Here is a 21,948-nt window from a genome sequence, read left to right as displayed (position 1 = left end):
TGTCGCTCAGCCGCGTTCTGGAGCCGAGCTGCGCGCGTCAGCGCCGAAAGTCCGCGCGCGGCCATGGCTGGCCGCTCGGTGCCTGGAACGTCAGGCCGACCTGGACGATGTCACCCTCATGCCCGATCTTCGGGCGCTGGTAGCCGGGCAGGATGCAATCGCTGTCCTGTGGGTCCTCGGGGTCGTTTTGGCTGAGCGCGCGCATATAGGGCTCCAGCCCCGCTTCGAGGATCACGCTCAGATACACACGGCTGCGCGGGATCGGGGCGCTGGGATCCAGGCCGCGGGGACGGAAGCCGATCCGAAACTCCTCGGCCTCGCTGCCCTCAGCCGTGGGCCTGGTCGCCGGGAAGTGTGACGCCTTGTGGTTCTGTCCGTAAGCGTCACGCCAGTGCAAGCGAAGCTGGGGTGTCGGCTCTTGCGACGACCACATCAGATGCAGATCGCCACCCTGCATGCAGAACTGCGGATGGCTGACGCCGGCGCTGGGGTACCAGGGCCCGGCCACACGTTGGTCGATGCTCAGCAGGCGCAGGCCCTCGGGCGCGATCAGGCTTTGGGTCCAGACCAGGCCGACCCCCGGCATGCGGTAGAGCTTGGGCGGCAGCACGCGGTGGGGCAGCAACGATTCGTCGGGCGCTTGCCGGGGGCTGGCACTGAGCTGGCGCGCTTCCTTGGCCATCTCCATCTCCGCCATCTGGGCGGCCATCAGGGGCAGGCCGAACAGCAGCACCAGGCCGAGCACGGCCATCACCAGTGATTCCAGCCAGCTCATCGGCGGCCGCAGGCGCCGCCCCAGCCAGGCATGGCTGCCAAACCACAAGCCCGGGCCCACGGTCAGCAAGAGCAGGTAGAACACCCCCAGGGCCATGGGCCCGGAGACCGCCCGCGCGGGAAGCCAGACCACAGCGAAGCACAGCGGCGCCATCAGCAGGGACAGCAGGCGCAGCTTCAGCCAGCTGCCCGCCTTGGCCTGGCGGCGGAAGTACAGCAGTTCCAGCAGCAGGGGCAGCAGGGCCGCCAGGGCGAAGCCGGCCGCGCCTTGCCACCACAGCGCCCGGCGATCCGCCGCCATGGCCAGCCAGGTCTCTTGCATCTGTGCGAAGTCCATGGGCGCATCTTCTCGCAGTGAGGGCGGGGTAACTAAAGTCTAGGCCTTCACTGAGGCAGGCAGAACCGCACCTCCAGGCCGCCGCCTTCGCGGTTGCTCAGGCCAATGCGACCGCCATGGGCCTCGGCAATCTCGCGTGCCAGGGCCAGGCCCAGGCCGCTGCCGCCATGCTGGCCGCCGCTGCGCTTGGTCGAGTAAAAGGGCAGCAAGGCCTGGGCCAGCACCGCCTCGCTCATGCCGCAGCCGCGGTCGCGCACGACAAAGCACAGCTCGCGCGCCTGCCACTCCACGGCCAGGCTGACCGCCTCGGGCGGGCCGCCGGCTTCCTGGGCGTTCTTGAGCAAGTTGATCAAGGCCTGAGCCAGCTGGCCCGGGTCGAAGCGGGCCGGGCGGGTGGGCTCGGCGCCCTCCAGCCGGTAGGGGTGCTGGGCCAGCAGGCCGGCCAGGAAGGCCGGCCAATCCACGCTCTGCCAGTGCGGCGAGGGCAGCTTGGCGAACTCGGCATAGGCCGCCAGAAAACGGTGCAGCTGGCGCGAGCGCTCGCCGATGCTGGCGAACACTGCCTCCAGGCGCTCGGTCTGGGCGCGCCGCGCCAGCTCGGCGCCGCTGTGCGAGAGCGAGGAGATGGGGGCCAGCGAGTTGTTCAGCTCATGGCTGATGACGCGGATCACCCGCTTCCAGCTGGCCACCTCCTGGCGCGAGAGCTCGCGGGTCATGCGCCGCAGCAGCAGCAGGCGGTGCGGCTGGCCTTGCAGCTGCAGGCTGCGTTGCGAGAGGTGGAAGAGTTCCTCCTGTCCGTTTTCGCTCATGCCGAAGACCTGGTCCTGGCCGCTGGCCAGGGCCAGGCGCAAGGTCTCGGGGCTGTCATCCAGCAGGCTGGCCAGGCTCAGGCCCGCCAGGCTGCGCCCCCGGGCCAGCAATTGGCGCGCGGCAATATTGGCATAACTGATTTCACCGCCGGGTTCCTGCAGCAGCAGCAAGGCCAGGGGCGTGTTCTGTACCACCGTGTCCAGCAGCAGCTCGCGACGGGCCAGCTGCTGGCGCTGCTCGCGCAGGGCCAGGCCCAGCTCTTGGTGGGCGCGCAGCAAGGCGGCCAGCTCGGCCTGGCGCAGCGGGCCGCTGGGGCCGGCTGCGATGGACATGCTGAAGTCGCCATCGCGGTAGCTGAGCACCGCACCCTCCAGCGCGCGCAGCAAGCGGCGCAGCGGCTCCAGCAGCTGGCCGCTCAGGCCGTACAGGGGCAGGGCCAGCACCAGCAGGCTGTAGATCGGCCACTGCCACTGCTGGATGAGGGCCTGCGCGCCCGCACCGAGCAGGGCCGCGGCCAGCAGGGCCAGGAAGAGTCGCCATTGCATGAATCGGTCTCAGCTGGCTTCGGCCATGCCGTAGCGCTCCATGCGCCGGTACAGCGCCTGGCGCGACAGACCCAGGGCCTGGGCGGCGCGGCTGACCACGCCGCCGGCGGCCGTGAGGGCGGCCTGAACAGCCTCGCGGCTGGGCTCGTCGAGGTTGCGATGGCCGGCTGCCGAGGCGGCCGCTGGCGCTGCCGCTTGCAGACCGAGGTGCTGCGGCTGGATGCTGGCGCCGGCAGCCAGCAGCCCGGCGCGCGCCATCACATTCTTCAGCTCGCGCACATTGCCCGGCCAGCGGTGGGCCAGCAAGGCCTCGCGCGCTGCTTCTGACAAGGAGGCCGCGCCGGCCAGGAAATGCTCGGCCAGCACCAGGATGTCTTCGCGCCGCTCCGCCAACGGGGGCAGGCGCAGCTCAAAGACATTGAGCCGGTAGTACAGGTCTTCGCGGAAGCTGCCTTCGGCGACCATGGCCTTCAGGTCGGCATTGGTGGCGCTGATCACGCGCACCTGGCTGCTGCGCGTGCGGCTGGAGCCCAGGCGTTCGAAGCGCCCGGTCTCCAGCACGCGCAGCAGCTTGACCTGGCCGGCCAGGGGCAGGGTGCCGATTTCATCGAGGAACAGCGTGCCGCCATCGGCCGCCTCGAAGCGGCCCTCGCGTGCCTTGTGGGCGCCGGTGTAGGCGCCGCTTTCGCTGCCGAAGAGCTCGGCCTCGATCAGATCCGCGGGCAGGGCGCCGCAGTTCAGGGCCACGAAGGGACCTGTGCGCTGGGCCGAGTTGGCATGGACGATGGCCGCCAGCCGCTCCTTGCCGCTGCCATTGGGCCCGCTGATCAGCACGGGCAGCTCGGTGCGCGCCACCTGTGCGGCCAGCTCCAGCGTGCCCAGCATGGCATCGGAGGCGAACACCATGCCGGCCAGATCCAGGCGCTGCGTCAGCTGTGCGCGGCGAGCCTGGCGGGCCTGGCGCGCCTGGCTCAGGGCGCGGTTGGATTCGCCCAGCTCCAGCAGGTTCTCCACCGTGGCCACCAGCTTGTGATCATCCCAGGGCTTGGCCAGGTAGTCGGCCGCGCCGGCCTTGACCAGCTCCACCGCCGCCTCCAGCCGGGTCCAGGCAGTCAGCAGGATGACGGGCAGGTCGGGGTGCTGGGCCCGGATGGCGCGGAACAGGGCCGCGCCTTCTTCGCCCGAGGTGGTATCGGCGCTGAAGTTCATGTCCTGGATCACCAGGTCCACGGGAGGGCGGGCCCGCGCCAGCAGGGCCAGACCTTGGGCCGGGCTGTCGGCCAGCAGGGGCTCGATGTCGTGCAGGGAGAGCAGCAGGGCCAGGGCCTCGCGCACGCCGGCGTTGTCATCGATGATCAGCACATGTCTCATGGGGTGGCGAGCATAGCAAGAGCCTTCATGCGGGCGGGCCTCAGAAGCGCAGCGCTGCCACCGGCGGCAAGGCTGCGGCGCGCCGCGCCGGGCCCAGCACGGCCAGTTGCCCCAGCAAGCAAAGCGCCAGCGCGCCCACCGGCAGGTAATAGGCCGGCAGCAAGGGCAGCTCATAGCTGCGGATCAGGGCCAGATTGATGCCGTAGGCCGCGCCCATGCCGAGCGCAATGCCGGCGCTGGACAGCAGCAGGTTCTCGAGCTGGAAATATCGCAGGATCTGCCCGCGTGTGGCGCCCAGGGCGCGCCGGGTGCCGATCATGCGGGTGCGCTGCTGCACCCAGAAACTGGCCAGGCCGACGATGCCCAGGGCCGTGACCAGGAGCAGGGCCACGCAAACGCCGCCGAGCAGCCAGATCATGGCGCGGTCCTGCGCGTAGTAGCTGCTGCGCATCTCCTCCAGAGTGCGCGCCTCGCGCACCATGCGCTTGCCGCCGATGGACTCCAGCACCGGGGTGGCCGCCTTGAGCACCGCATCGCGTTGAGCCGGGTCCACGCGCATCACGTAGAAGCCTCCGCGATAGCTGTTGCGCAGCGGCAGCAGCATGCCGTACCGGCCTGCACCTCCGGTTTCGTTCGGTCCTTGGGCTTGGGGTCCCGGATGAACCTCACCCAAGGTCTGCACCACGCCAATCACCTCGATCGGCACATCGCCGAAGACGTACACCTGCTTGCCGAGAGCTGAACTGCCGGGAAACAGACGTTTCGCCAGGGCTTGGCTGATGATGACCTGGCGGGGGCGCGGCGGGTTTTCGCCGGGGCCGTTGAAGGCGTTGTCGAGCACGATTTCTTCGGCGCGGAAGTTGCGGCCCTCGACGAGTTTCAGGCCCATGGTCGCCAGCGCATGTTCATCGCTGGCGTATTGCGGCACGGCGATGCCTTCGCCATTGGGTTCCGGTTGTTGGCGCATACCGCTGACGGTACTGCTGTTGCCGAATGTCACCTGGTTGATGATGGTGGCGCTTTTCACGCCAGGCAGGGCGCGCAGGGCCTGAAGGTCCTGGCTGGTGATTTCGTCGACATTGTCGGCTTTGCCGATGCCGCTGAGGTAGAGGGTCACCAACTCAGATTCAGCCAGACCACTTTCGGCCTGGATGCGCTCCACGCGCTGTTGAATCAGGTGCAGGGCATTGCAGACGATGGCGCAGGTGAGCGCGACCTCGAGCACGATCAGGCCCGCCGCGGTCTTGTGGCGGCGCAGGGTGGAGAGGATGGGCATAAGTTCCATGGATTGAATCCTCACTGGGTTTTCAGTTGACGGGCCGGGCTGATGCCGGCGGCATGCCAGGCCGGCAGCAGGCCGGCGGCGAGGCTGGCCAGCAGGGCCAGGGCCAGGGTCAGGGCCAGCATGGGCCAGTCCATCTCGGCCAGGCGGGCATAGGGCGCCGGGCTCAGGCGCACCAGCCACAGGCCCAGGGCCGCCAGCGCCAGGCCCAGCAAGCCGCCGATCAGGCCGAGCACGCCGGCCTCGACCAGGAATTGCTGAAAGATGGCGCGACGCGTGGCCCCCAGGGCCCGGCGCACCCCGATCTCGGCCGAGCGGCGCAGGCTCTTGGCCAGCAGCAGACCCACCGTGTTGGTCAGGCAGACCAGCAGGAAGGCAAAAGCCAGCCAGACCTGCAGGCGCACATCGCTGGGCAGCACTTGTTGATGATCCAGCCACGCCATCACCGGGCGCAGGCGCACATTGGCCGGCCGCTCAAAGCGCCCGGCGCGGCCTTGCTCCTCGGAGTACTGCTGCAGGTAATTGCGGTACTCAGCGGCTTGAGCGGCCGAGTCCAGCTCGACCCAGTACTGCAGCCAGGCGCAAGGCACGTTCAAGTCGCGAGGGTGCTTGCCATCCAGGTTGCCCCAGCAGTTCATATTGCCGGAGCTGCCCAAGTTCAGCCGGAACGAGGTGGATATCGGCGCATACACCTCGGCGGGCTGGGTGTAGGCGCCCTGGGTCAGGTCGAAGTAATGGGGCACCGGCCGCCAGGGCTTGAGCACGCCGACGACGCGGAAGCCCTGCTCGCGCAGGCGGATCTCGCGCCCGACGCTGTTGGCACCGCCGAACAGCTTTTCATTCAGGCTGTGCGAGATCACCACCACGCGCGCGTCGGCCTGATCGGCGGCCGCATCCCAGCCGCTGCCGTAGGCAAATGGGGCCTCGAACATGGTGAAGAAGTCGGCGCTCGTCCAGCGCGCCGTGGTGACGAAAGGTTTGAGCGCAGGGTCGTCCGGCAAGACCGTGGCCTGGGCGCCGGTCATCATGACCTGGCGCCGACCCTTCTTGGCTTGCAGCAAGGCCTCGGCATCGAAGCGGGTCAGCTGCCGCACGGGCTCGTCGCCGGGCTTGAAGCTGGGGTTGGCCGCTTCGGCGTCCAACTGCACATTGAACAGGCGCTCGCTCTTGCCCGGGATGGGGTCGCCGCCCAGCACGTGGAAGACCGTCAGCGTGGTCATGCAGGCGCCGATGCCCAGGCCCAGGGCCAGGATCATCAGCAGGCTCAGGCCCTTGGCCGCGCGGAAGCTGCGCAGGGCCAGATCGAAGTAGTAGTTCAGCATGCTCATGGGGAACCCTCGGCTGCGCCCGCGCGGGGCTGCAGCAATTGATTGACTTGGGCCAGGCTGGCCTCGTTCAGCTGGCCGGCCGCCTGTTGCAGCAGCACGGTGGCCAGCACATGGCGGTGGCGCGCTTGTTCATGCGCGCCCTGTGCGGCGGTCTGCGACTGAATCGCCAGCAGCAGGTCGGTCATGCTGCGCGTGCCCAGGGCCTGGCCGGCGCGGGTGGCGGCCAGAGCCTCGTTGGCGGCCTGCACGGCCGCGGCGGTGCTCTCCAGCAGCTGGGCGCTGAGCAGCACGGCCTGGTACTGGGCCTGGGTTTCGCGTTGCAGGGCGCGGCGCGCCTGCTCCAGCTGTTCACGCTGGGCATCGCGCTGGTGCACGGCACGGCGGCTTTGCGCCTGCGTCGCGCCGCCGGCCAGCAAGGGGATGTTCAGGCGCAGGGCCACGGTGTGCTCGTTGCGCCCAGCCAGTGCTGCGGGCACGGCCGCGCCCTGCAGGCGCTGGCTGTCCAGGCCCAGGCTCAGGCTGGGCAGGTGGGCCGCGCGGCTGGCGGCCATGCGGTCTTCGCTGGCCTGCAGGCGCAAGGCTTCGGCGCGCAGGGCCGGGTTCTGGCGCAGGGCTTGCTCGACCCAGGCCTCACGCGAGGCGGGCTGCGGCGGCTGGGCTTGCAGCGCGGGGCTCAGGCCTTGCAGATCGGCGGGCGCCTGGCCGGTGATTTCGGCCAGGGCTGCGCGGGCATCTTCCAGGGCCTCCTGCGCCTGCAAGCTGCTGCCGCGCGAGAGCTGGTGGTAGGTGCGTGCCTGCTCGACATCGACGGCGGCCGACAAGCCGGCTTCGAAGCGCTTTTGCGCCTGCCCCACCTGGGCCGCAAACGCTGCCTCATTGGCCTGCGCATTGCGCAGCGCGGCTTGGGCCGAAAGCACGCCGAAATAGGCGCTGGCCACGCGAGCGCAGAGGGCTTGTTCGGCCGCCTGCAGCTGCGCGTCTTCAGCTGAAAGCAGGCGGCTCTCGGCATCCCATTCGCGCAGACGGCTGAGGTCGAACAGCGCCTGGCTGATGCGGCTGCTCAGCTGCTGCTGGTGGGCGCCGCCGGGCTGGCGGCTGGCGGCCAGCTCCAGGTTCCACTGCGGCAGCAGGGCAGCGCGGGCCTGGGCCGCGCTTTCCTGCTGTACGCCGCGCAAGGCCTGGGCCTGGGCCAGGCGCGGGTCGGCGGTGCGGGCCTGGGCGTAGACCTGGAGCAGATCCTGGCTCGATTGCGCCTGCGCCGCAGCGGCGGCAGCCAGGCTCAGCAGAGCTGCTGCGGCCAGCTGGCGCCAGCTGAAATGGGTCAGATTCATCGTGGTGCTCATGGCATCTGGACGGCCTGGCTCTGACCTTGCAGCAAGGCCGGATCCATGCGCAGCTCGGCCGCCAGGTCGACCACCTGACCGTCGATCACATGGACGTTGCGCTGCGCGCGCGCGGCCAGCTGCATATCGTGCGTGACCATGACGATGGTGGCGCCGTCGCGGTGCAGCTCTTCCAGCAGGTCCATCACGCTGCGCGCCATGCTGCTGTCGAGGTTGCCGGTGGGCTCGTCGGCGAGCAAGAGCTTGGGCTCGCCCGCCAGGGCGCGGGCGATGGCCACGCGCTGTTGCTGGCCGCCGGACAGCTCGGCCGGGTAATGCTTGGCGCGTGCCGACAGGCCCACGCGGGCCAGGGCTTCGGTGGCGCGCTTCTTGCGCTCGGCCGCGCCCATGCCGCGGTAGCGCAGCGGTACCTCGATGTTGTCGAGCACGTTCAGATCGGGGATCAGATTGAAGGCCTGGAAGATGAAGCCGATCTTCTGGTTGCGGATGCGCGAGCGGGCGTCGTCGTCCATGGCGCTGACGTCCACGCCGTCCAGCTCGTAGCGGCCGCCGCTGAAGGCTTCCAGCAGGCCGGCGATGGTCAGAAAGGTGGTCTTGCCCGAGCCCGAGGGCCCGGTCACGGCGACAAACTCGCCGGCCTTGACCTCAAGGTTGAAGTTGCGCAGGGCATAGGTCTCGACCATCTCGGTGCGGTAGACCTTGGCGAGGGATTGCATGTGGAGCATGGGTGGGTACCGGTTGGGTGTGAATGGGTGTGGGGAGAGCGAGTGAACGGGTGAACAGGTGAACAGGTGAACAGGTGAACAGGTGAATGGGTGAATGGGTGAATGTGTGAATGGGTGAGTGGGTGGTGGCAGGGGAGTGATTCACTTGTTCACCCGTTCACCTGTTCACCCAAGAACTCAGCTACTCACTCACCATCCCTCGCTCCTTGCCCTGGAACAGCTCGCCGCCGTTGCTGACGATCTGCTCTCCGGGCTGCAGGCCTTCCAGCACTTCGACGCGGGCGAGGCCCTGGGCGCCCAGGCGGATGGCGCGGCGTTGCACCTGGCCGTCCTTCAGCACGTAGACAAAGCGGCCGCCGCCTTCGTCGACAAAGCTGCCGCGGGCGACGGTGAGCACGCGGTCGCGGTGGTCCAGCTGCACGCGCACCGAGAGGCGCTGGTTCTGGCGCAGCTGCTCGGGCCTTTGGCCCTGGAAGCGCAGCCGTGCGGCCACTTCGTTGTTGACCACCTCGGGCGAGATCGAGCTGACCACGCCCTTCCACTGCTGGCCATTGCCCTGGATGGTGCCGGGCATGCCGGCCTGCAGTTCGCGGGCAAAGCTCTCGGCCACCTGCATCTGCACCTCCAGCGCACTCAGGTCCACGACCGAGAGCAGCCGACCGTCCTTGGCGACGCTGGCCCGCTCGGTGACGAAAAGCTGGCCGACTTGACCGTCCACGGGCGAGCGCACCGCCAGCTCATCGACCTGGCGACTCAGGTCCTGCACATTCAGCTGCTGGCGCTCGAAGGCCTGGCGTTTGGCCTGCAGCTCGAACTTGCTGGCTTCGTCCTTCAGGTCCAGCAGGCCGCGCGCTTGGCGCAGGGCGACTTCGGCGCGGGCCAGGGCGTCTTGCGCCTGGTCGACCTGCGCGCGGGCGGTGGCGCCGGCCTCGAAGGCTTGCGTCTGGCGCTTGAGCTCGTTGCGCGCGCTTTGCTGGGCGATGGTGGCAGTCTCGAGATTGCTTTGGCTTTGAGCGCGCTGCTGGCGGGCGTCGGCCTCGGCCCTCAGCCATTCGCTCTTCAAGGCATCGGCGTTCGAACGCTCCTGGGCCAGGCGGGTGGCCAACTCGGGGCTGTGGATGCGGGCCAGGATCTGGCCGCGTTGAACGGGGTCGCCCGCTTGCACCGTCAGGCTGACCGTACCGGCATTGCCGGCATAGAGCGTGGGGCTGATCGCGGCCACCACCTTGCCCTCGCCGCTGACTTCACGCGTCAGCGGACCGATTTCTGCGGTCGAGAGGCTCAGGCGCGAGAGCTTGACCGAAGAGGCGCCTTGGCCGCCGACTTGATCGCGCAGCTTGGGCACGGTGTAGGACAGGGCCAGCAAGGCGGCCAGGCCGACCGTGGCCAGCAGCCAGCGGGGTGGCAGTCTGCGTCGACGGGGGCTCAAGACCTGGTCCTGGGCAGAGGTGTCTCGAATCATGGTGTCAGGGTCTCCTTGGAGGGGCTTTGCCTGAATCATTGCAAGCCGCATGCCAGCTCTTCGAGATGGCGCCAAGCCCGGTGGTATGGGCCTTGGCGGCCTTCAGGGGGCGGTGCCGCAGTGTCCGCGGACACTGCGGCGGACACCGATGCCGGACAGGAGCGGACAAGATCGAACCGCATCGGACAGGGCTGGAACGGCGGCGGGGCCTCAGAGACGCCTCCATCCACGGTCCTAGAATCCGCGCCATGACACATTTCCCCATCGGGCTGCAGCCGCGCTGCTTCGCCCTGGTGCCGGCCGCTGGCATCGGCGCTCGCTCCGGCGCGACCGGGCCCAAGCAGTACGTGACGCTGGCCGGGCGGCCCATGATGGCCCACACCTTGGACGCTTTGTCGCAGGTGGCGGCGCTGGAGGCGACCCTGGTGGTGCTCTCGCCAGAGGACGATCTGTTCGAGGCGGCCATGCCCGAGTTCCAGGGCGAACGCGCCTGGGTGGCCCGGGTCGGCGGTGCCAGCCGGGCCGAGACCGTCAGCGCCGGCCTGACCGAGCTGATGGCGCGCGGCGCCCAGCCGCACGACTGGGTGCTGGTGCACGACGCGGCGCGCTGCCTGATCCGGCCCGAGTGGGTGCTGCGCCTGATCGAGGCCTGTGCCGAGGATGAGGTGGGCGGCCTGCTGGCCTTGCCCCTGGCCGACACGCTCAAGCAGGCCGAAGCTGGCCGCGTGGCCGCCACCGTGGACCGGCGCCACAAATGGGCCGCCCAGACGCCGCAGATGTTTCGCCTTGGCATGCTCAAGCCGGCGCTGATGATGGCCGGCGATTCGGTCACCGACGAGGCCAGTGCCGTCGAGGCACTCGGTCACGCGCCGCTGCTGGTCGAGTCGCCGATGGAGAATTTCAAGGTCACCTGGCCGGCGGATTTCGCCTTGGCCGAGCGCCTGCTGCGCAGCCGCTGAGCTCGTCCGAGCGGGCTCCGGTGCGAAGCTGCAGTTCATCGCGCCCAGCTGCAGTTCATCCTGAGGATTCGTAAAACTGAACTTTACTTGTTAATTCTTGTAATTCGGTATTACGATGCGCTACCAATTTGAGCCTAGCGAGAGGAGAGAGTCACCATGAGCAGCCCCGAAGTCCTGATCCAGGTCCTGCGCAGCGAGATGCGCGCCGCCGGCATCACCTACAAGCAGCTGGGCCAGCGCCTGGAGATGAGCGAGTCCAGCATGAAGCGCATGTTCTCGCAAGGCGATATGAGCTTGTCTCGCCTGGCCCAGATCTGCAAGGCCGTCGGTGTGGCCATGGAGGATGTCCTGCGTCAGGCGGCGGACGCCACGCCGCATGCCGACACGCTGACGCTGGCGCAGGAACGCTCCCTGGTCAGCGACCCCAAGCTGCTGCTGGTGGCGATCTGCTGCCTGGGTCACTGGACCCTGGAGCAGATCATCGAGACCTATGACATCAGCGAGACCGAGTGCATCCGCTACCTGGTCAAGCTCGACCGCCTGGAGCTGATCGAGCTCAAGCCGCTGAACCGCTACCGCATGCGCGTGTCCATCGCCTTCCACTGGCTGCCCGATGGCCCGGTGCAGAACTTCTTCCGTAAATACGTCGTCAACGACTATTTCGCGGGCCGTTTTGATGGTGACGGCGAGGCCTTGCTCTGCGTGCATGGCCGTCTGTCCAACCCGAGCGCGCAGGAGCTGGTGCAGAAAATCCGCCAGCTGGCCGCTGAACTGGCGCGTTTGCACCAGGACGACCAGCGCCTGCAGCCCAGCGAGCGAGATGGCTTCACCCTGCTGCTGGGCCTGCGTTCCTGGGAGTTCGAGCAGTTCACGGCCATGCGCCGCGTCAAGAAGGCGAGCTGAGCCATCCGCGAGGCGGGGCGGGGCGCTCCGGCGCCACGCCTACCAGGTCGGGCCGAGGAAGAGGTAGGCGGTGCCCTGGCCCTTGTAGGTGCCGCCCAGCGCCAGGTAGAAGGGACCGAAGCGTGTGTCAAAAGCCAGGAAGGTGCTGCCGGCCAGTTTCAGCTGACTGCGGTCGAACAGCTCTCGGTCGCGGATGATGCCGCCCAATTCCAGCGACATGCCGGCGCGGATGGCGCCGCCCAAACCGATGGGCATCTCGCCGATGCGGCGTGCCATCACCAGGCGGCCGAAGCCCAGCGTGCGGCCTTCCAGTGAGTTTTCATTGGTGCCGGAAAGGCGCAAGAAACCGCCCAGGCTGCCCCCCGCGCTGCCCAGGGCTGCGTGCTGCCATTCGGTGTAGACATGGCCGGCCCAGCGGCCGGCACGGAAGGCGGCCAGGCCCATGGCGCCGGCGTTCAAGGCGTCCGTGCCGTGCGTGGTGGACGCGTATTGCAAGCGCAGCGAAACCATGTGCCCGCGGCTGGGGAAGGCCAGGGAATCCAGGGTGTCGGTGCGCAACTCGGCAAAAGCGCCCCTGACCCGGTACTTCAGATTGGGGTTCTCTGCGGGCTCAGGAATCACGGCGCGCACCGAACCCGAGGCCCGGACCGCACCCAGGCGCACATCACCCCAGTTGGACAAGCGGCGACCGATCGCCAGCTCGGTGCCGGCCTGGCCCACGCTCAGCCGCATGCTGCGCCGACCGAAGGCATCATGCAAATCGGTGTTCGTGCTCTCGGTGTTGCTGACCAGGTTGAGGTACCAGGGCGAACCGGCTCCCAGGGGTTGGATCAGATCAAAGCTCAGCCCGCGGTTCTCACCCAGGCTGGCCGAGCTGCGCAGCTCGGCCCCCCAGCGGTTCAGCCAGGTGCTGACATGCATGGCGCTGATCGTGAAGCCGTTGGTGTCGCCGAAATTGCTTTTCAGGCTGAGGCCGAAGCGCAGGCGGTTGTGCGCCCACTCGGCCTCCTGCACATGCAGGGTCAGGTGACGCTGTCCTTCGACATCGCTGACTTGCGCGTCGATGCGCTCGAAGTCGCCGAGGCCGTACAAGGCCGCCGTGGCGCGCTTGATGTCCTCAGGGCTGGCGGGCTTGCCCACATGCAGCCCCAGTTCTTCGCGCAAGGCCTTGGGGTTGCTGCGTTGGGTGCCTTCGATCTTCAGGCTGGCCAGGGGCAGGGCCTGCTGGCTCAGCGGGGCGGGCTCGCGCAGCCGACCTTGCTCGAAGCGGGCGAAGTGCTCGTCGTCCACCGCCAGTGGAGTCAATCGTTCGAGCGCGGCCTGGGCAGCGCGTTCGCCCGATCTCATGGCCTCTTCGAAACGGCTGAAGTCCATGAAGCTGATATTGCCCAGATCGGGGTCGATCAAGACATCGACGCTGCGCAACTCGCGCAGCGACTGGGCCACATTCTGATTGGTCAGGATCTGCAGCATCTGGTTGGCCACGCCGACCGCGCTGGTGATCTCGCGCTCTTCCAGCAGTGGTGAGCCCACATTGACCGCAATGATGATGTCCGCCCCCATCTTGCGCGCCACATCGACGCCGAGATTGCGCACCAGGCCGCCGTCCACCACCGCGCGGCCGTTCACACGCACCGGTGAGAACACGCCCGGCACGGCCATGGAGGCGCGCATGGCCAGGAACAGCGGCGTGTCCACCATCTCGACCAGATCGCCATTGAGCAAATCGGTGGCCAGGGCGCGGAAGGGCAGGCGCAGCTGGCTGATCGGCGTCTCGGCCTGTTCGCCGCGCACCAGGCTTTCCAGCGCAGCCTCCAACGCGCTATTGCCCGCGGCCGAGGGTGGCAAGGTGGTGCGCCCGCCGCGTGGATCCACACCCAGTTCCAGGCGCGAGGGGATGGTCTGATCTTCCTCCCGGCGCCGGAAGCTGAGGTTCTGGCGCGGCGGGCGGTCGGCCAGCACGCTGGGCCAGTCGGTGTGTTGCACAAAGGCTTCCATCTCCTCGATGCTGCGGCCCGAGGCATAGGCGCCGCCCACCACCGCGCCCATGCTGGTGCCAACGACCAGATCCACCGGGATCTTGCGTTCGCGCAGCACCTTGAGCACACCGATATGGGCCAGGCCGCGCACCCCGCCACCCGACAGCACCAGACCAATCTTGGCGCGCTGCCCATCGGCGCGAATGGGCGCGATCGGAGGGTCGCCTGGCAGCACGGTCTGCGCCGGGCTGCCGGTACAGCCTAGAGCGAGACCCAATGCCAGGGTCAGACAGAACAAGCGAGGCAGCAAAGGCATGGGTGTTCGAGAGGGATGAATCAGTCAGGTGGCGCCGGGGCGAACGATAGCGCGTTCAGACGCGGCGCCAGCCGAATCCGCGGCGGGCCGAGGGCAGCATGGCGGAAGTGATGCGCTAAGCTCCCCCGCATTGGAACTCTTTGCCGGCCTTGCGCCCACTCGTCATGTCCCTGAATGCTGCCGCCACATCGTCCTCCGCCTCTTTGCTGCCGCCGCTGCGCATCGGTGAAGGCTGGGACACCCATGCCCTGGTCGAAGGCCGGCCCCTGGTGCTGGGCGGCGTGACCATCCCACACAGCCATGGCCTGCTGGGCCACTCGGATGCCGATGCCCTGGCCCATGCCATCACCGACGCCTTGCTGGGCGCGGCCGCCCTGGGCGATATCGGCAAGCTCTTCCCCGACACCGCGGCCGAGTTCAAGGGCGCCGACTCCATGGTGCTGCTGGCCGAGGCCTACCGCCAGGTGCGCGCTGCCGGCTGGCAGATCGTCAACCTGGACAGCACCATCGTCGCGCAAGCGCCCAAGATGTCGCCGCACATCCTGGCCATGCGCAGCCGCCTGGCCGAGGTGCTGGGCGTCGAGCTGGCGCGCGTCAATGTGAAGGCCAAGACGGCCGAGAAAATGGGCCCGGTGGGTGAGGGCAAGGCGATCGAGACGCGGGCGGTCTGCCTGCTGGCGGCCTTGGCTTGACGGGGTTTTAGTTCGCGCGCTGCAGGCGAATCAGGGTCTGCAGCCCGCCGTCCACGGCATTGCCGATGCGCAGCTGCCCGCCCAGGCGCAGCACTGATTTTTCGACGATGGCCAGGCCCAGGCCGGCGCCGTTGGCCGCCGTGCGCGCCGCGTCGCCGCGGAAGAAAGGCGTGGTCAGCCGGGCCAGCATGTCGGCCGGTACACCGGGGCCGTGGTCACGCACCTGCAGGGTGACCCAGGGGCCGTTCTGTGTGCAGGTCACTTCCACCAGGGCTGGCACATCGGGCGCGTGGCCGTAGCGGCGTGCGTTCTCGAACAGATTGAGCAGCACGCGCGCCAGCTCGGTTTCGTCGGCCCAGACCTTGGTGCCCGAGGGCAGGGCTACGGCGATGCGGATCTGGTCGGGCCAGCGGAAGGCCTGGGCCTCGCGCTCCACCACCGCGGCCAGCTCCAGGGGCTCGCGCCGCAGCTCGTTGGGGCGGGCGTAGTCCATGAACTTGTGAATGATGGCGTCGAGCTGGTCGATGTCCTGGGCCATGAATTGGCGTGCCTGCTCATCGGGCACGCTCATCTCGGCCTCCAGGCGCAGGCGGGCCAGGGGCGTGCGCAGGTCGTGCGAGATGCCGGCCAGCATCACCGCCCGGTCTTCCTCGACCTTGGCCAGCTCGCGCGCCATGCGGTTGAAGCCGGTGTTGACATCGCGGATCTCGCTGGTGCGGGTGGTTTCGTCCAGGCGCGAGTCGTACTCGCCCTCGCGGATGCGGTGGGCCGCCTCGCTGAGCGCGCGCAGGGGCTGATTGATCAAGCGGGTGATGGCCGCCGAGCCGAGCACGCTGGCTATCAAGGCAATCACCAGCCACCAGCCCTTGCCCGAGAGGCTCACCGAGACCGGCGCCGCGCTGGTCTTGAGCCAGTAGGCATCGGGGCCGATGCTGAAGCGCACCCACAGGCCTTCATCGTCGTTGACGCTGCGCGCCACCACCGTATCCTGGCCCAGGTTCTGGCGCAGTTCGGTCACCAGTCGGCGGGCGAACGTGTTGATGTCGTAGGGCTGCCAGTGGTCGCTGTCCTCGGCCACGCGCACCTGCACGGTGTTGCTGCGGGCCAGGGACTTGAGCGTGGTGACGCGGTTGATGGCATCGCTGCCTTCGAGCGCCACACGGCTGAGGTTGACCAGGCCGGCCAGCTGCTGCGCGGCCTGCAGCGCACGAGGCTCGGCCTCCAGCACCTTGAAGGTCTGTTGCCAGGCCAGCACGCCGCCGGCCAGCAGCAGGGCCAGCAGGGCAAAGGTGCGCCAGAAGAGGTTCAGAGCGAACTCTGGTTTGGGCATGTGGTCCGGTCGCTGGGCGGTCAATGCGTCAGGCCATCAGTTCGCTTCATCGGGCACGAAGACATAACCCACACCCCAGACAGTCTGGATGTAGCGCGGCTGGGTCGGGTCGGTTTCCAGCAGCTTGCGCAGGCGCGAGATCTGCACATCGAGGCTGCGGTCGAAGGGCTCGAAATCGCGGCCGCGGGCCAGCTGGGCCAGCTTGTCGCGCGAGAGCGGCTGGCGCGGGTGGCGCACCAGGGCCTTGAGCATGGAGAATTCGCCCGTGGTCAGGGGCAGCACCTCGCCGTCGCGGGCCAGGCGGCGCTGGGCCAGGTCGAACTCGAAGGGGCCGAAGGTCACCGTCATCGGCTCCTTCGAGGGCGCGCCGGGGGCTTCCAGCGCCGGGCGGCGGCGCAGCACGGCATTGATGCGGGCCAGCAGCTCGCGCGGGTTGAAGGGCTTGGCCAGGTAGTCATCGGCGCCGACTTCGAGGCCGACGATGCGGTCCACCTCTTCGACCTTGGCGGTCAGCATGATGATGGGGGTGTTGTCGCTGGCGGCACGCAGGCGACGGCAGATGGTCAGGCCATCTTCGCCGGGCAACATCAGGTCCAGCACCATCAGGTCCACGGTTTCGCGGGTCAGGTGCTTGTTGAGCGAGCGGCTGTCTTCGGCCAGCAGGACTTCAAAGCCTTCTTGCGTCAGGTAGCGACGCAGCAGGTCGCGGATGCGGGCGTCGTCGTCGACGACCAAGATGCGGTTGGGCCGGGAGGTGCTGGTGCTGGTCATGGCCAAGTCCTGGGAGCTCTGAATTTGTAACAGAGCCATTGTCAGCCGGTTTTTTGCCTTTGCCGCCGCGCTGCGGCCAGCGTTACAGCTGGTTAACAATTTTTTAGACATCCAACTTGCAAGCTCCAGCGTTGTGACCAGCTAAGTGGCAGCCGCTAAGCTGTTCCGGCTTTCCTAAGCCTTTTCCAAGGAGAACCTGTCTCATGAAGAACTCAAAGACCCGCAAGATCGTCGCCGCCGCCCTGGGTGGCTTGCTGTTGCAAGCCGGGGCCCAGGCCGCCCCGGGCGACCAGCTGCCGCGCGACCGCCTCAACCTCTCGGCCACGGCCAGCGTCGAGGTGACCCGCGATGTGCTGGGCGTGGTCTTCAGCACCAGCAAGGAGGGCAGCGATGCCGCCGCCGTGCAGCAGGCGCTCAAGCAGGCCCTGGACAGCGCCCTGGCCGAGGCGCGCAAGATCGCCAAGCCGGGCCTGGTCGAGGTGCAGACCGGCAACTTCTCGCTCTACCCGCGCTACACCCCCAAGGGCGGCATCAATGGCTGGCAGGGCAGTGCCGAGCTGGTGGTGGAAGGCCGCGACAGTGCGGCCATCGCCCAGCTGACCGGCCGCATCAGCAGCATGAGCATTGCGCGGGTGGGCTACAGCCTGTCCAAGGCGCAGCGCGAGAAGGTCGAGTCGGACGTGGTGGCCCAGGCCATTGCGCTGTACAAGACCCGCGCCGCCGATTACGCCAAGCAGTTTGGCTACCCCGGCTTCCAGCTCGGCGAGGTCAATGTCAACACCGATGCCAACGGCGCCCAACCCATGGCCGCGCCGCAGATGCGCTTCAAGGCCATGGCCGCTTCGGCCGAGATGGCCCTGCCGACCGAGGCCGGCCAGGCCACGGTCAGCGCCACGGTCAATGGCTCGGTGCTGCTGGTGCGCGAGGCGGTGAACCGCTGAGCGCCGGGCTGGGCGGGCGCCGGGGCCTGAGGCTTACTGCGCCGTCCAGCCGCCGTCCAGACTCCAGGCCTGGCCTTGCACATTGCTGGCCGCGTTCGAGCACAAGAAAGCGGCCAGCTCGCCCAGCTGCTCGGGCGTGGTGAACTGCAGCGAGGGCTGCTTTTCTGCCAGCAGGCGGCGCTTGGCTTCTTCGCCGTCCACACCGTCCGCCAGCGCGCGGGCGTCCACCTGCTTTTGCACCAGCGGGGTCAGCACCCAGCCGGGGCAGATGGCATTGGCCGTCACGCCGCTGGTGGCGATCTCCAGGGCCACCGATTTGGTGAAGCCCACCAGGCCATGCTTGGCCGCGACGTAGGCTGATTTCTGCGCCGAGGCCACCAGGCCGTGCACCGAGGCCACATTGATGATGCGGCCCCAGCCTTTGCGCTTCATGCCTGGCAGGGCCAGGCGGGTGGTGTGGAAGGCCGAGCTGAGGTTGATGGCGATGATGGCGTCCCAGCGCTCGACCGGGAAGCTCTCGACCGGCGCCACATGCTGGATGCCCGCGTTGTTGACCAAAATGTCGCAGCCGCCGAACTCTTGATCGGCATAGGCCATCATGGCCTCGATCTCGGCCGGCTTGCTCATGTCGGCGCCGTGGTAGCCGACGCGGATGCCGTTGGCCTGGTCGGCGGCCAGCACCTCGGTGCGCGGGCCTTCATGGTCGCCAAATCCGTTCAGCACGATGTTCGCGCCCTGGCGCGCCAGAACCAGCGCCATGCCCAAACCAATACCGCTGGTGGAGCCAGTAATCACGGCGCATTTGCCTTGAAGCATCGGGAATCCTTTCGAGGGTTGCTAGGATGGACTTTATAAGGATCTCAATCATGGCCGAACCACAACTGAATTTCGTGAAATGCCTGGGGCAGGGCGGTCTGCACCGCATGGCCTATTGGGAGTGGCCCTGCCGTGCTGCCCTGCCGGCGGGCGAGAAGGCGCCGGTGCTGGTCTGTGTGCACGGCCTGTCGCGCCAGGGGCGGGATTTCGATGCCTTGGCCGAGGTCCTGAGCGCGCGCTACCGTGTCATCTGCCCCGATGTGGTGGGCCGCGGTCGTTCGGACTGGCTGGCCCAGGCGGCCGGCTACCAGGTGCAGGCCTATGTTGCCGATATGGTGACCTTGCTGGCCCGGCTCGATGTCGAGCAGGTCGATTGGGTGGGCACCTCCATGGGCGGCCTGATCGGCATGGGCCTGGCTGCCTTGCCCGGCAGCCCGGTGCGCCACCTGGTGCTCAACGATGTGGGGCCGAGCATCCAGTTCGATGCCTTGCAGCGCATTGGCAGCTACCTCGGCCAGCCCCGGCGTTTCTCCAGCGTGGAAGAGGGCACGGCCTACCTCTGGAGTATTTCGGAGAGCTTCGGCCCGCACACGCCCGAGCAATGGGCGCGCTTGTCCGCGCCCATGTTCAAGCCCGAGGGCGAAGGCTTCAAGCTGCACTACGACCCGCAGATCGCCCAGTCCTTCCATGCCGTGACGCCCGAGCTGGCCCAGGCAGGCTCGGCGGCGCTCTGGTATGCCTACGACGCCCTGCGCTGCCCGACGCTGCTGCTGCGCGGCGCGACGTCGGATTTGCTGAGCGCCGAGACGGCGCAGGCCATGACCCAGCGCGGCCCGCGCGCTCAGCTGCATGAGTTCGCCGGCGTGGGCCATGCACCGACCCTGGTGCAGCCCGATCAAATCGCGCGGGTGCGGGACTTTCTCGAGGCGGCATGAAAACTGGTTTGACGACCCAGGCGCCGGCCCTGGCTCAGGCGGCGCCCATCGTGGCTTTGCTGGACACGCCCGAGGGTGGCTTGCCCTCCGAGGCCTTGCCCTTTGCCCGCGCACGCGCTTTTGCCGAGCCCTTGCTGGCCGGCCAGCCGCTGGACACCGGTGAGGATGCCCTGGCCCATGCCGATGGCGTGGCCGCCATCCTGGCCGGCATCGGCGCGGCGCCGACCATGCAGGCGGCCTCCTACCTGGTCTATGCCGGTGAGTACCTGCACAAGCCCGAAGAGATTGTCGCCAAGGCTTTCGGCGAGTCCTATGCCAGCCTGGTGCTGCACACCCGGCGCCTGGTGCAGATCCAGCGCGCGGCGCGTGAGGCGCGGGTGGAGGACGAGCGCCGCGGCGAACAGACCGAGCGGGTGCGCAAGATGCTGCTGGCCTTCTCGCGCGATCTGCGCGTGGTGCTGCTGCGCCTGGCCTCGCGTCTGCAAACCCTGCGCTACTTTGCTGCCTCCAAGCGGCCTTGCCCGGCCAGCCTGGCGCAGGAGACCCAGCAGGTGTTCGCGCCCCTGGCCAATCGCCTGGGCATCTGGCAGATCAAATGGGAGCTGGAGGACTTGTCTTTCCGCTTCTCCCAGCCCGAGGCTTACCGCGAAATTGCGCGGGCTCTGGATGAAACCCGGGTGCTGCGCGAGCAAGGCATCGAGGCCACCCGTGCCGCCCTGCAGGCCGATCTGCAAGCCCATGGCCTGCAGGCGCAGGTGCAGGGCCGGCCCAAGCACCTCTACAGCATCTACAAGAAGATGCAGGGCAAGAGCCTGCAGCTGGAGCGCGTGTTCGATCTGCGCGCCCTGCGCGTGGTGGTGCCGACCGTGGCCGATTGCTATGCCGTGCTGAGCCGTTTGCACGAGCAGTTCACGCCGGTGGCCGGTGAGTTTGACGATTACATCGCCCGGCCCAAGCCCAATGGCTATCAGTCGCTGCACACCGTGGTGCAGGGTGCCGACGGCCGGGCCATGGAGGTGCAGATCCGCACGCAGGCCATGCACGAGCATGCCGAGCATGGCGTGGCCGCGCATTGGGCCTACAAGGAGGCGGGGGCGCGCGGCTATGCCGGCGTCAGCGCGGCGGGCGAGTTCGAGGACCAGGTGGCGCAGGCCCGCAAGGCGGTGCTGCGCCAGCTGCTGGCTTGGGAGCGCGATTTCGTCGAAGGCCATAAGGACGAGGCCCCGGCCGAGGCCGGCGGCGGACAGGCCTTGTTCGACGATCGCATCTATGTGTTCACGCCGCAGGCCACCATCATCGAGCTGAGCGCGGGCGCGACACCGGTGGATTTTGCCTACGCCGTGCACACCGATCTGGGCCACCGCTGCCGCGGCGCCAAGGTCGACGGTGCCATGGTGCAGCTGAACACGCCGCTGCAAAGCGGGCAGACCGTGGAGATCACCGCGGCCAAGGAGGGCGGTCCCTCGCTGGACTGGCTCAATCCCGAGCTGGGCTATCTGCAAAGCCAGCGTTCGCGCGCCAAGGTGCGCGCCTGGTTCAACGCATTGGCCCAGGCGCAGACGGCGGCGCGTGGCCGCGAGGCGGTGGAAAAGCTGCTGCAGCGCGAGGGCAAGACGGCGGTCAAGCTGGAGGACCTGGCCGCGCGCCTGGGCTTCAAGAGTGCCGAGGCCTTGTTCGAGGTAGTGGGCAAGGATGAGTATTCGCTGCGCAATATCGAGCAGCTCCTGCGCCCGCCCGCCCCCGAGCCCGACAACGACGAGCTGCTGGCCCAGCGCCGCACCAAGCCCACCCGCAGCGGCCCGCGCGGCGGCGTGCTGGTCGTGGGCGTCGATTCCTTGCTGACCAATCTGGCGCGCTGCTGCCGGCCGGCGCCGCCGGACGCCATCGGGGGTTATGTCACCCGCGGCAAGGGCGTGGCCATCCACCGCCTGGACTGCAGCAACTTCCGCCAGATGGCCCAGCAGGCCGGCGAGCGGGTGATCGAGGTCGAGTGGGGTGGGGCGGCTGCGGCCGGAAGCGGCGCCAAGGGCCCGGCCCTGTACCCGGTTGATGTGGTGGTCGAGTCCAACGACCGCCAGGGCTTGCTGCGCGATGTGCTGGAAGTCTTCGCCAAGGAGAAGATGAATGTCATCGCCGTCAACACGCAGTCGGTCAGATCGGCGCGCAGCGACACGGCCTGGATGAACTTCACCGTCGAGGTGGCCGACTCCGGCCGCCTGTCCCAGGTGCTGCGCAGCGTGGCCCAGGTCAGCGGCGTGAGGGGCGCGCGAAGAAAATAATGAAGAAATATTCGCAAAGACTAGACAGACCCTAAAAATCTGTTCTATAC

General features: G+C 68.2%; 18 protein-coding genes. 6 read left to right on the top strand and 12 right to left on the bottom strand.

Annotated features, from left to right (window positions below; all coding sequences use genetic code 11):
* Nucleotides 1-37: 37 nt before the first annotated feature.
* From C1O66_RS07020 to C1O66_RS06985, 8 genes are all read right to left on the bottom strand, one after another.
* The gene (locus C1O66_RS07020; RefSeq protein ID WP_102767226.1) at nucleotides 38-1,111 is read right to left on the bottom strand and encodes a hypothetical protein; all 1,074 of its coding nucleotides are present in this window, start codon (nucleotides 1,109-1,111) and stop codon (nucleotides 38-40) included.
* A gap of 47 nt (nucleotides 1,112-1,158) precedes the next feature.
* Complete coding sequence (locus C1O66_RS07015; RefSeq protein WP_102767225.1) at nucleotides 1,159-2,466, bottom strand: sensor histidine kinase; 1,308 nt, start codon at nucleotides 2,464-2,466, stop codon at nucleotides 1,159-1,161.
* 9 nt (nucleotides 2,467-2,475) lie between these two features.
* Nucleotides 2,476-3,837 carry a sigma-54-dependent transcriptional regulator gene (locus tag C1O66_RS07010; RefSeq protein WP_102767224.1) on the bottom strand — a complete coding sequence of 454 codons (1,362 nt, stop codon included), beginning with the start codon at nucleotides 3,835-3,837 and terminating at the stop codon, nucleotides 2,476-2,478.
* A gap of 40 nt (nucleotides 3,838-3,877) precedes the next feature.
* Nucleotides 3,878-5,122: an ABC transporter permease gene (locus tag C1O66_RS07005; protein ID WP_102767223.1), complete on the bottom strand. Its 1,245-nt coding sequence runs from the start codon at nucleotides 5,120-5,122 to the stop codon at nucleotides 3,878-3,880.
* A gap of 11 nt (nucleotides 5,123-5,133) precedes the next feature.
* A complete protein-coding gene (locus C1O66_RS07000; RefSeq protein WP_207795914.1) occupies nucleotides 5,134-6,447 on the bottom strand; it encodes an ABC transporter permease in 1,314 nt (437 codons plus the stop codon).
* Nucleotides 6,444-7,790, bottom strand: a complete 1,347-nt coding sequence (locus tag C1O66_RS06995; protein WP_102767222.1) for a TolC family outer membrane protein — start codon at nucleotides 7,788-7,790, stop codon at nucleotides 6,444-6,446. The genes C1O66_RS07000 and C1O66_RS06995 overlap by 4 nt, the downstream gene beginning before the upstream one ends.
* Entirely contained in the window at nucleotides 7,787-8,515 is a 729-nt protein-coding gene (locus tag C1O66_RS06990; RefSeq protein ID WP_102767221.1) for an ABC transporter ATP-binding protein, read from the bottom strand. The genes C1O66_RS06995 and C1O66_RS06990 overlap by 4 nt, the downstream gene beginning before the upstream one ends.
* A 181-nt stretch (nucleotides 8,516-8,696) precedes the next feature.
* Nucleotides 8,697-9,977, bottom strand: a complete 1,281-nt coding sequence (locus C1O66_RS06985; RefSeq protein ID WP_102767220.1) for an efflux RND transporter periplasmic adaptor subunit — start codon at nucleotides 9,975-9,977, stop codon at nucleotides 8,697-8,699.
* Nucleotides 9,978-10,225: 248 nt separating this feature from the next.
* Here C1O66_RS06985 and ispD point away from each other — a divergent pair, with 248 nt between their 5' ends.
* Nucleotides 10,226-10,936, top strand: coding sequence for a 2-C-methyl-D-erythritol 4-phosphate cytidylyltransferase (gene ispD / locus C1O66_RS06980; RefSeq protein WP_102767219.1), 711 nt, complete (start codon nucleotides 10,226-10,228; stop codon nucleotides 10,934-10,936).
* Nucleotides 10,937-11,092: 156 nt separating this feature from the next.
* Nucleotides 11,093-11,839, top strand: coding sequence for a helix-turn-helix domain-containing protein (locus C1O66_RS06975; RefSeq protein WP_102767218.1), 747 nt, complete (start codon nucleotides 11,093-11,095; stop codon nucleotides 11,837-11,839).
* Nucleotides 11,840-11,878: 39 nt separating this feature from the next.
* Here the strand turns inward: C1O66_RS06975 and C1O66_RS06970 are convergent, their stop codons facing one another.
* Entirely contained in the window at nucleotides 11,879-14,134 is a 2,256-nt protein-coding gene (locus C1O66_RS06970) for a patatin-like phospholipase family protein (protein ID WP_102767217.1), read from the bottom strand.
* A gap of 164 nt (nucleotides 14,135-14,298) precedes the next feature.
* Here C1O66_RS06970 and ispF point away from each other — a divergent pair, with 164 nt between their 5' ends.
* The gene (gene ispF / locus C1O66_RS06965) at nucleotides 14,299-14,826 is read left to right on the top strand and encodes a 2-C-methyl-D-erythritol 2,4-cyclodiphosphate synthase (protein ID WP_102767216.1); all 528 of its coding nucleotides are present in this window, start codon (nucleotides 14,299-14,301) and stop codon (nucleotides 14,824-14,826) included.
* 7 nt (nucleotides 14,827-14,833) lie between these two features.
* Here ispF and C1O66_RS06960 read toward each other — a convergent pair whose 3' ends face one another.
* Together C1O66_RS06960 and ompR are read right to left on the bottom strand one after the other, a co-directional pair.
* A complete protein-coding gene (locus C1O66_RS06960; protein WP_102767215.1) occupies nucleotides 14,834-16,156 on the bottom strand; it encodes an ATP-binding protein in 1,323 nt (440 codons plus the stop codon).
* A 36-nt stretch (nucleotides 16,157-16,192) separates the two neighbouring features.
* The gene (ompR, locus tag C1O66_RS06955) at nucleotides 16,193-16,927 is read right to left on the bottom strand and encodes an osmolarity response regulator transcription factor OmpR (RefSeq protein WP_102767214.1); all 735 of its coding nucleotides are present in this window, start codon (nucleotides 16,925-16,927) and stop codon (nucleotides 16,193-16,195) included.
* A 203-nt stretch (nucleotides 16,928-17,130) separates the two neighbouring features.
* Here ompR and C1O66_RS06950 point away from each other — a divergent pair, with 203 nt between their 5' ends.
* On the top strand, nucleotides 17,131-17,868 hold the full coding sequence (locus C1O66_RS06950) for an SIMPL domain-containing protein (protein ID WP_102767213.1): 738 nt from the start codon (nucleotides 17,131-17,133) through the stop codon (nucleotides 17,866-17,868).
* A 33-nt stretch (nucleotides 17,869-17,901) separates the two neighbouring features.
* Here C1O66_RS06950 and C1O66_RS06945 read toward each other — a convergent pair whose 3' ends face one another.
* On the bottom strand, nucleotides 17,902-18,684 hold the full coding sequence (locus tag C1O66_RS06945; protein ID WP_102767212.1) for a 3-hydroxybutyrate dehydrogenase: 783 nt from the start codon (nucleotides 18,682-18,684) through the stop codon (nucleotides 17,902-17,904).
* Between the two features lie 50 nt (nucleotides 18,685-18,734).
* Here C1O66_RS06945 and C1O66_RS06940 point away from each other — a divergent pair, with 50 nt between their 5' ends.
* Together C1O66_RS06940 and C1O66_RS06935 are read left to right on the top strand one after the other, a co-directional pair.
* A complete protein-coding gene (locus tag C1O66_RS06940) occupies nucleotides 18,735-19,619 on the top strand; it encodes an alpha/beta fold hydrolase (protein ID WP_102767211.1) in 885 nt (294 codons plus the stop codon).
* Nucleotides 19,616-21,898 carry a RelA/SpoT family protein gene (locus tag C1O66_RS06935; protein WP_102767210.1) on the top strand — a complete coding sequence of 761 codons (2,283 nt, stop codon included), beginning with the start codon at nucleotides 19,616-19,618 and terminating at the stop codon, nucleotides 21,896-21,898. Before C1O66_RS06940 ends, C1O66_RS06935 begins: the two co-directional genes overlap by 4 nt.
* The last annotated feature ends 50 nt before the right edge of the window (nucleotides 21,899-21,948 follow it).

Source organism: Paucibacter aquatile (assembly GCF_002885975.1).
Classification (GTDB): domain Bacteria; phylum Pseudomonadota; class Gammaproteobacteria; order Burkholderiales; family Burkholderiaceae_C; genus Paucibacter_A; species Paucibacter_A aquatilis.
Note: the sequence above shows the minus strand (reverse complement) of the source record. Positions and strands in the feature narration are given on the sequence as shown.

What these genes read in the sequence shown, in the direction of transcription:
- C1O66_RS07020 (WP_102767226.1), bottom strand. Translation starts at nt 1,111, where the DNA reads ATGGACTTCGCACAGATGCAAGAGACCTGGCTGGCCATGGCGGCGGAT.
- C1O66_RS07015 (WP_102767225.1), bottom strand. Translation starts at nt 2,466, where the DNA reads ATGCAATGGCGACTCTTCCTGGCCCTGCTGGCCGCGGCCCTGCTCGGT.
- C1O66_RS07010 (WP_102767224.1), bottom strand. Translation starts at nt 3,837, where the DNA reads ATGAGACATGTGCTGATCATCGATGACAACGCCGGCGTGCGCGAGGCC.
- C1O66_RS07005 (WP_102767223.1), bottom strand. Translation starts at nt 5,122, where the DNA reads ATGGAACTTATGCCCATCCTCTCCACCCTGCGCCGCCACAAGACCGCG.
- C1O66_RS07000 (WP_207795914.1), bottom strand. Translation starts at nt 6,447, where the DNA reads ATGAGCATGCTGAACTACTACTTCGATCTGGCCCTGCGCAGCTTCCGC.
- C1O66_RS06995 (WP_102767222.1), bottom strand. Translation starts at nt 7,790, where the DNA reads ATGAGCACCACGATGAATCTGACCCATTTCAGCTGGCGCCAGCTGGCC.
- C1O66_RS06990 (WP_102767221.1), bottom strand. Translation starts at nt 8,515, where the DNA reads ATGCTCCACATGCAATCCCTCGCCAAGGTCTACCGCACCGAGATGGTC.
- C1O66_RS06985 (WP_102767220.1), bottom strand. Translation starts at nt 9,977, where the DNA reads ATGATTCGAGACACCTCTGCCCAGGACCAGGTCTTGAGCCCCCGTCGA.
- ispD (WP_102767219.1), top strand. Translation starts at nt 10,226, where the DNA reads ATGACACATTTCCCCATCGGGCTGCAGCCGCGCTGCTTCGCCCTGGTG.
- C1O66_RS06975 (WP_102767218.1), top strand. Translation starts at nt 11,093, where the DNA reads ATGAGCAGCCCCGAAGTCCTGATCCAGGTCCTGCGCAGCGAGATGCGC.
- C1O66_RS06970 (WP_102767217.1), bottom strand. Translation starts at nt 14,134, where the DNA reads ATGCCTTTGCTGCCTCGCTTGTTCTGTCTGACCCTGGCATTGGGTCTC.
- ispF (WP_102767216.1), top strand. Translation starts at nt 14,299, where the DNA reads ATGTCCCTGAATGCTGCCGCCACATCGTCCTCCGCCTCTTTGCTGCCG.
- C1O66_RS06960 (WP_102767215.1), bottom strand. Translation starts at nt 16,156, where the DNA reads ATGCCCAAACCAGAGTTCGCTCTGAACCTCTTCTGGCGCACCTTTGCC.
- ompR (WP_102767214.1), bottom strand. Translation starts at nt 16,927, where the DNA reads ATGACCAGCACCAGCACCTCCCGGCCCAACCGCATCTTGGTCGTCGAC.
- C1O66_RS06950 (WP_102767213.1), top strand. Translation starts at nt 17,131, where the DNA reads ATGAAGAACTCAAAGACCCGCAAGATCGTCGCCGCCGCCCTGGGTGGC.
- C1O66_RS06945 (WP_102767212.1), bottom strand. Translation starts at nt 18,684, where the DNA reads ATGCTTCAAGGCAAATGCGCCGTGATTACTGGCTCCACCAGCGGTATT.
- C1O66_RS06940 (WP_102767211.1), top strand. Translation starts at nt 18,735, where the DNA reads ATGGCCGAACCACAACTGAATTTCGTGAAATGCCTGGGGCAGGGCGGT.
- C1O66_RS06935 (WP_102767210.1), top strand. Translation starts at nt 19,616, where the DNA reads ATGAAAACTGGTTTGACGACCCAGGCGCCGGCCCTGGCTCAGGCGGCG.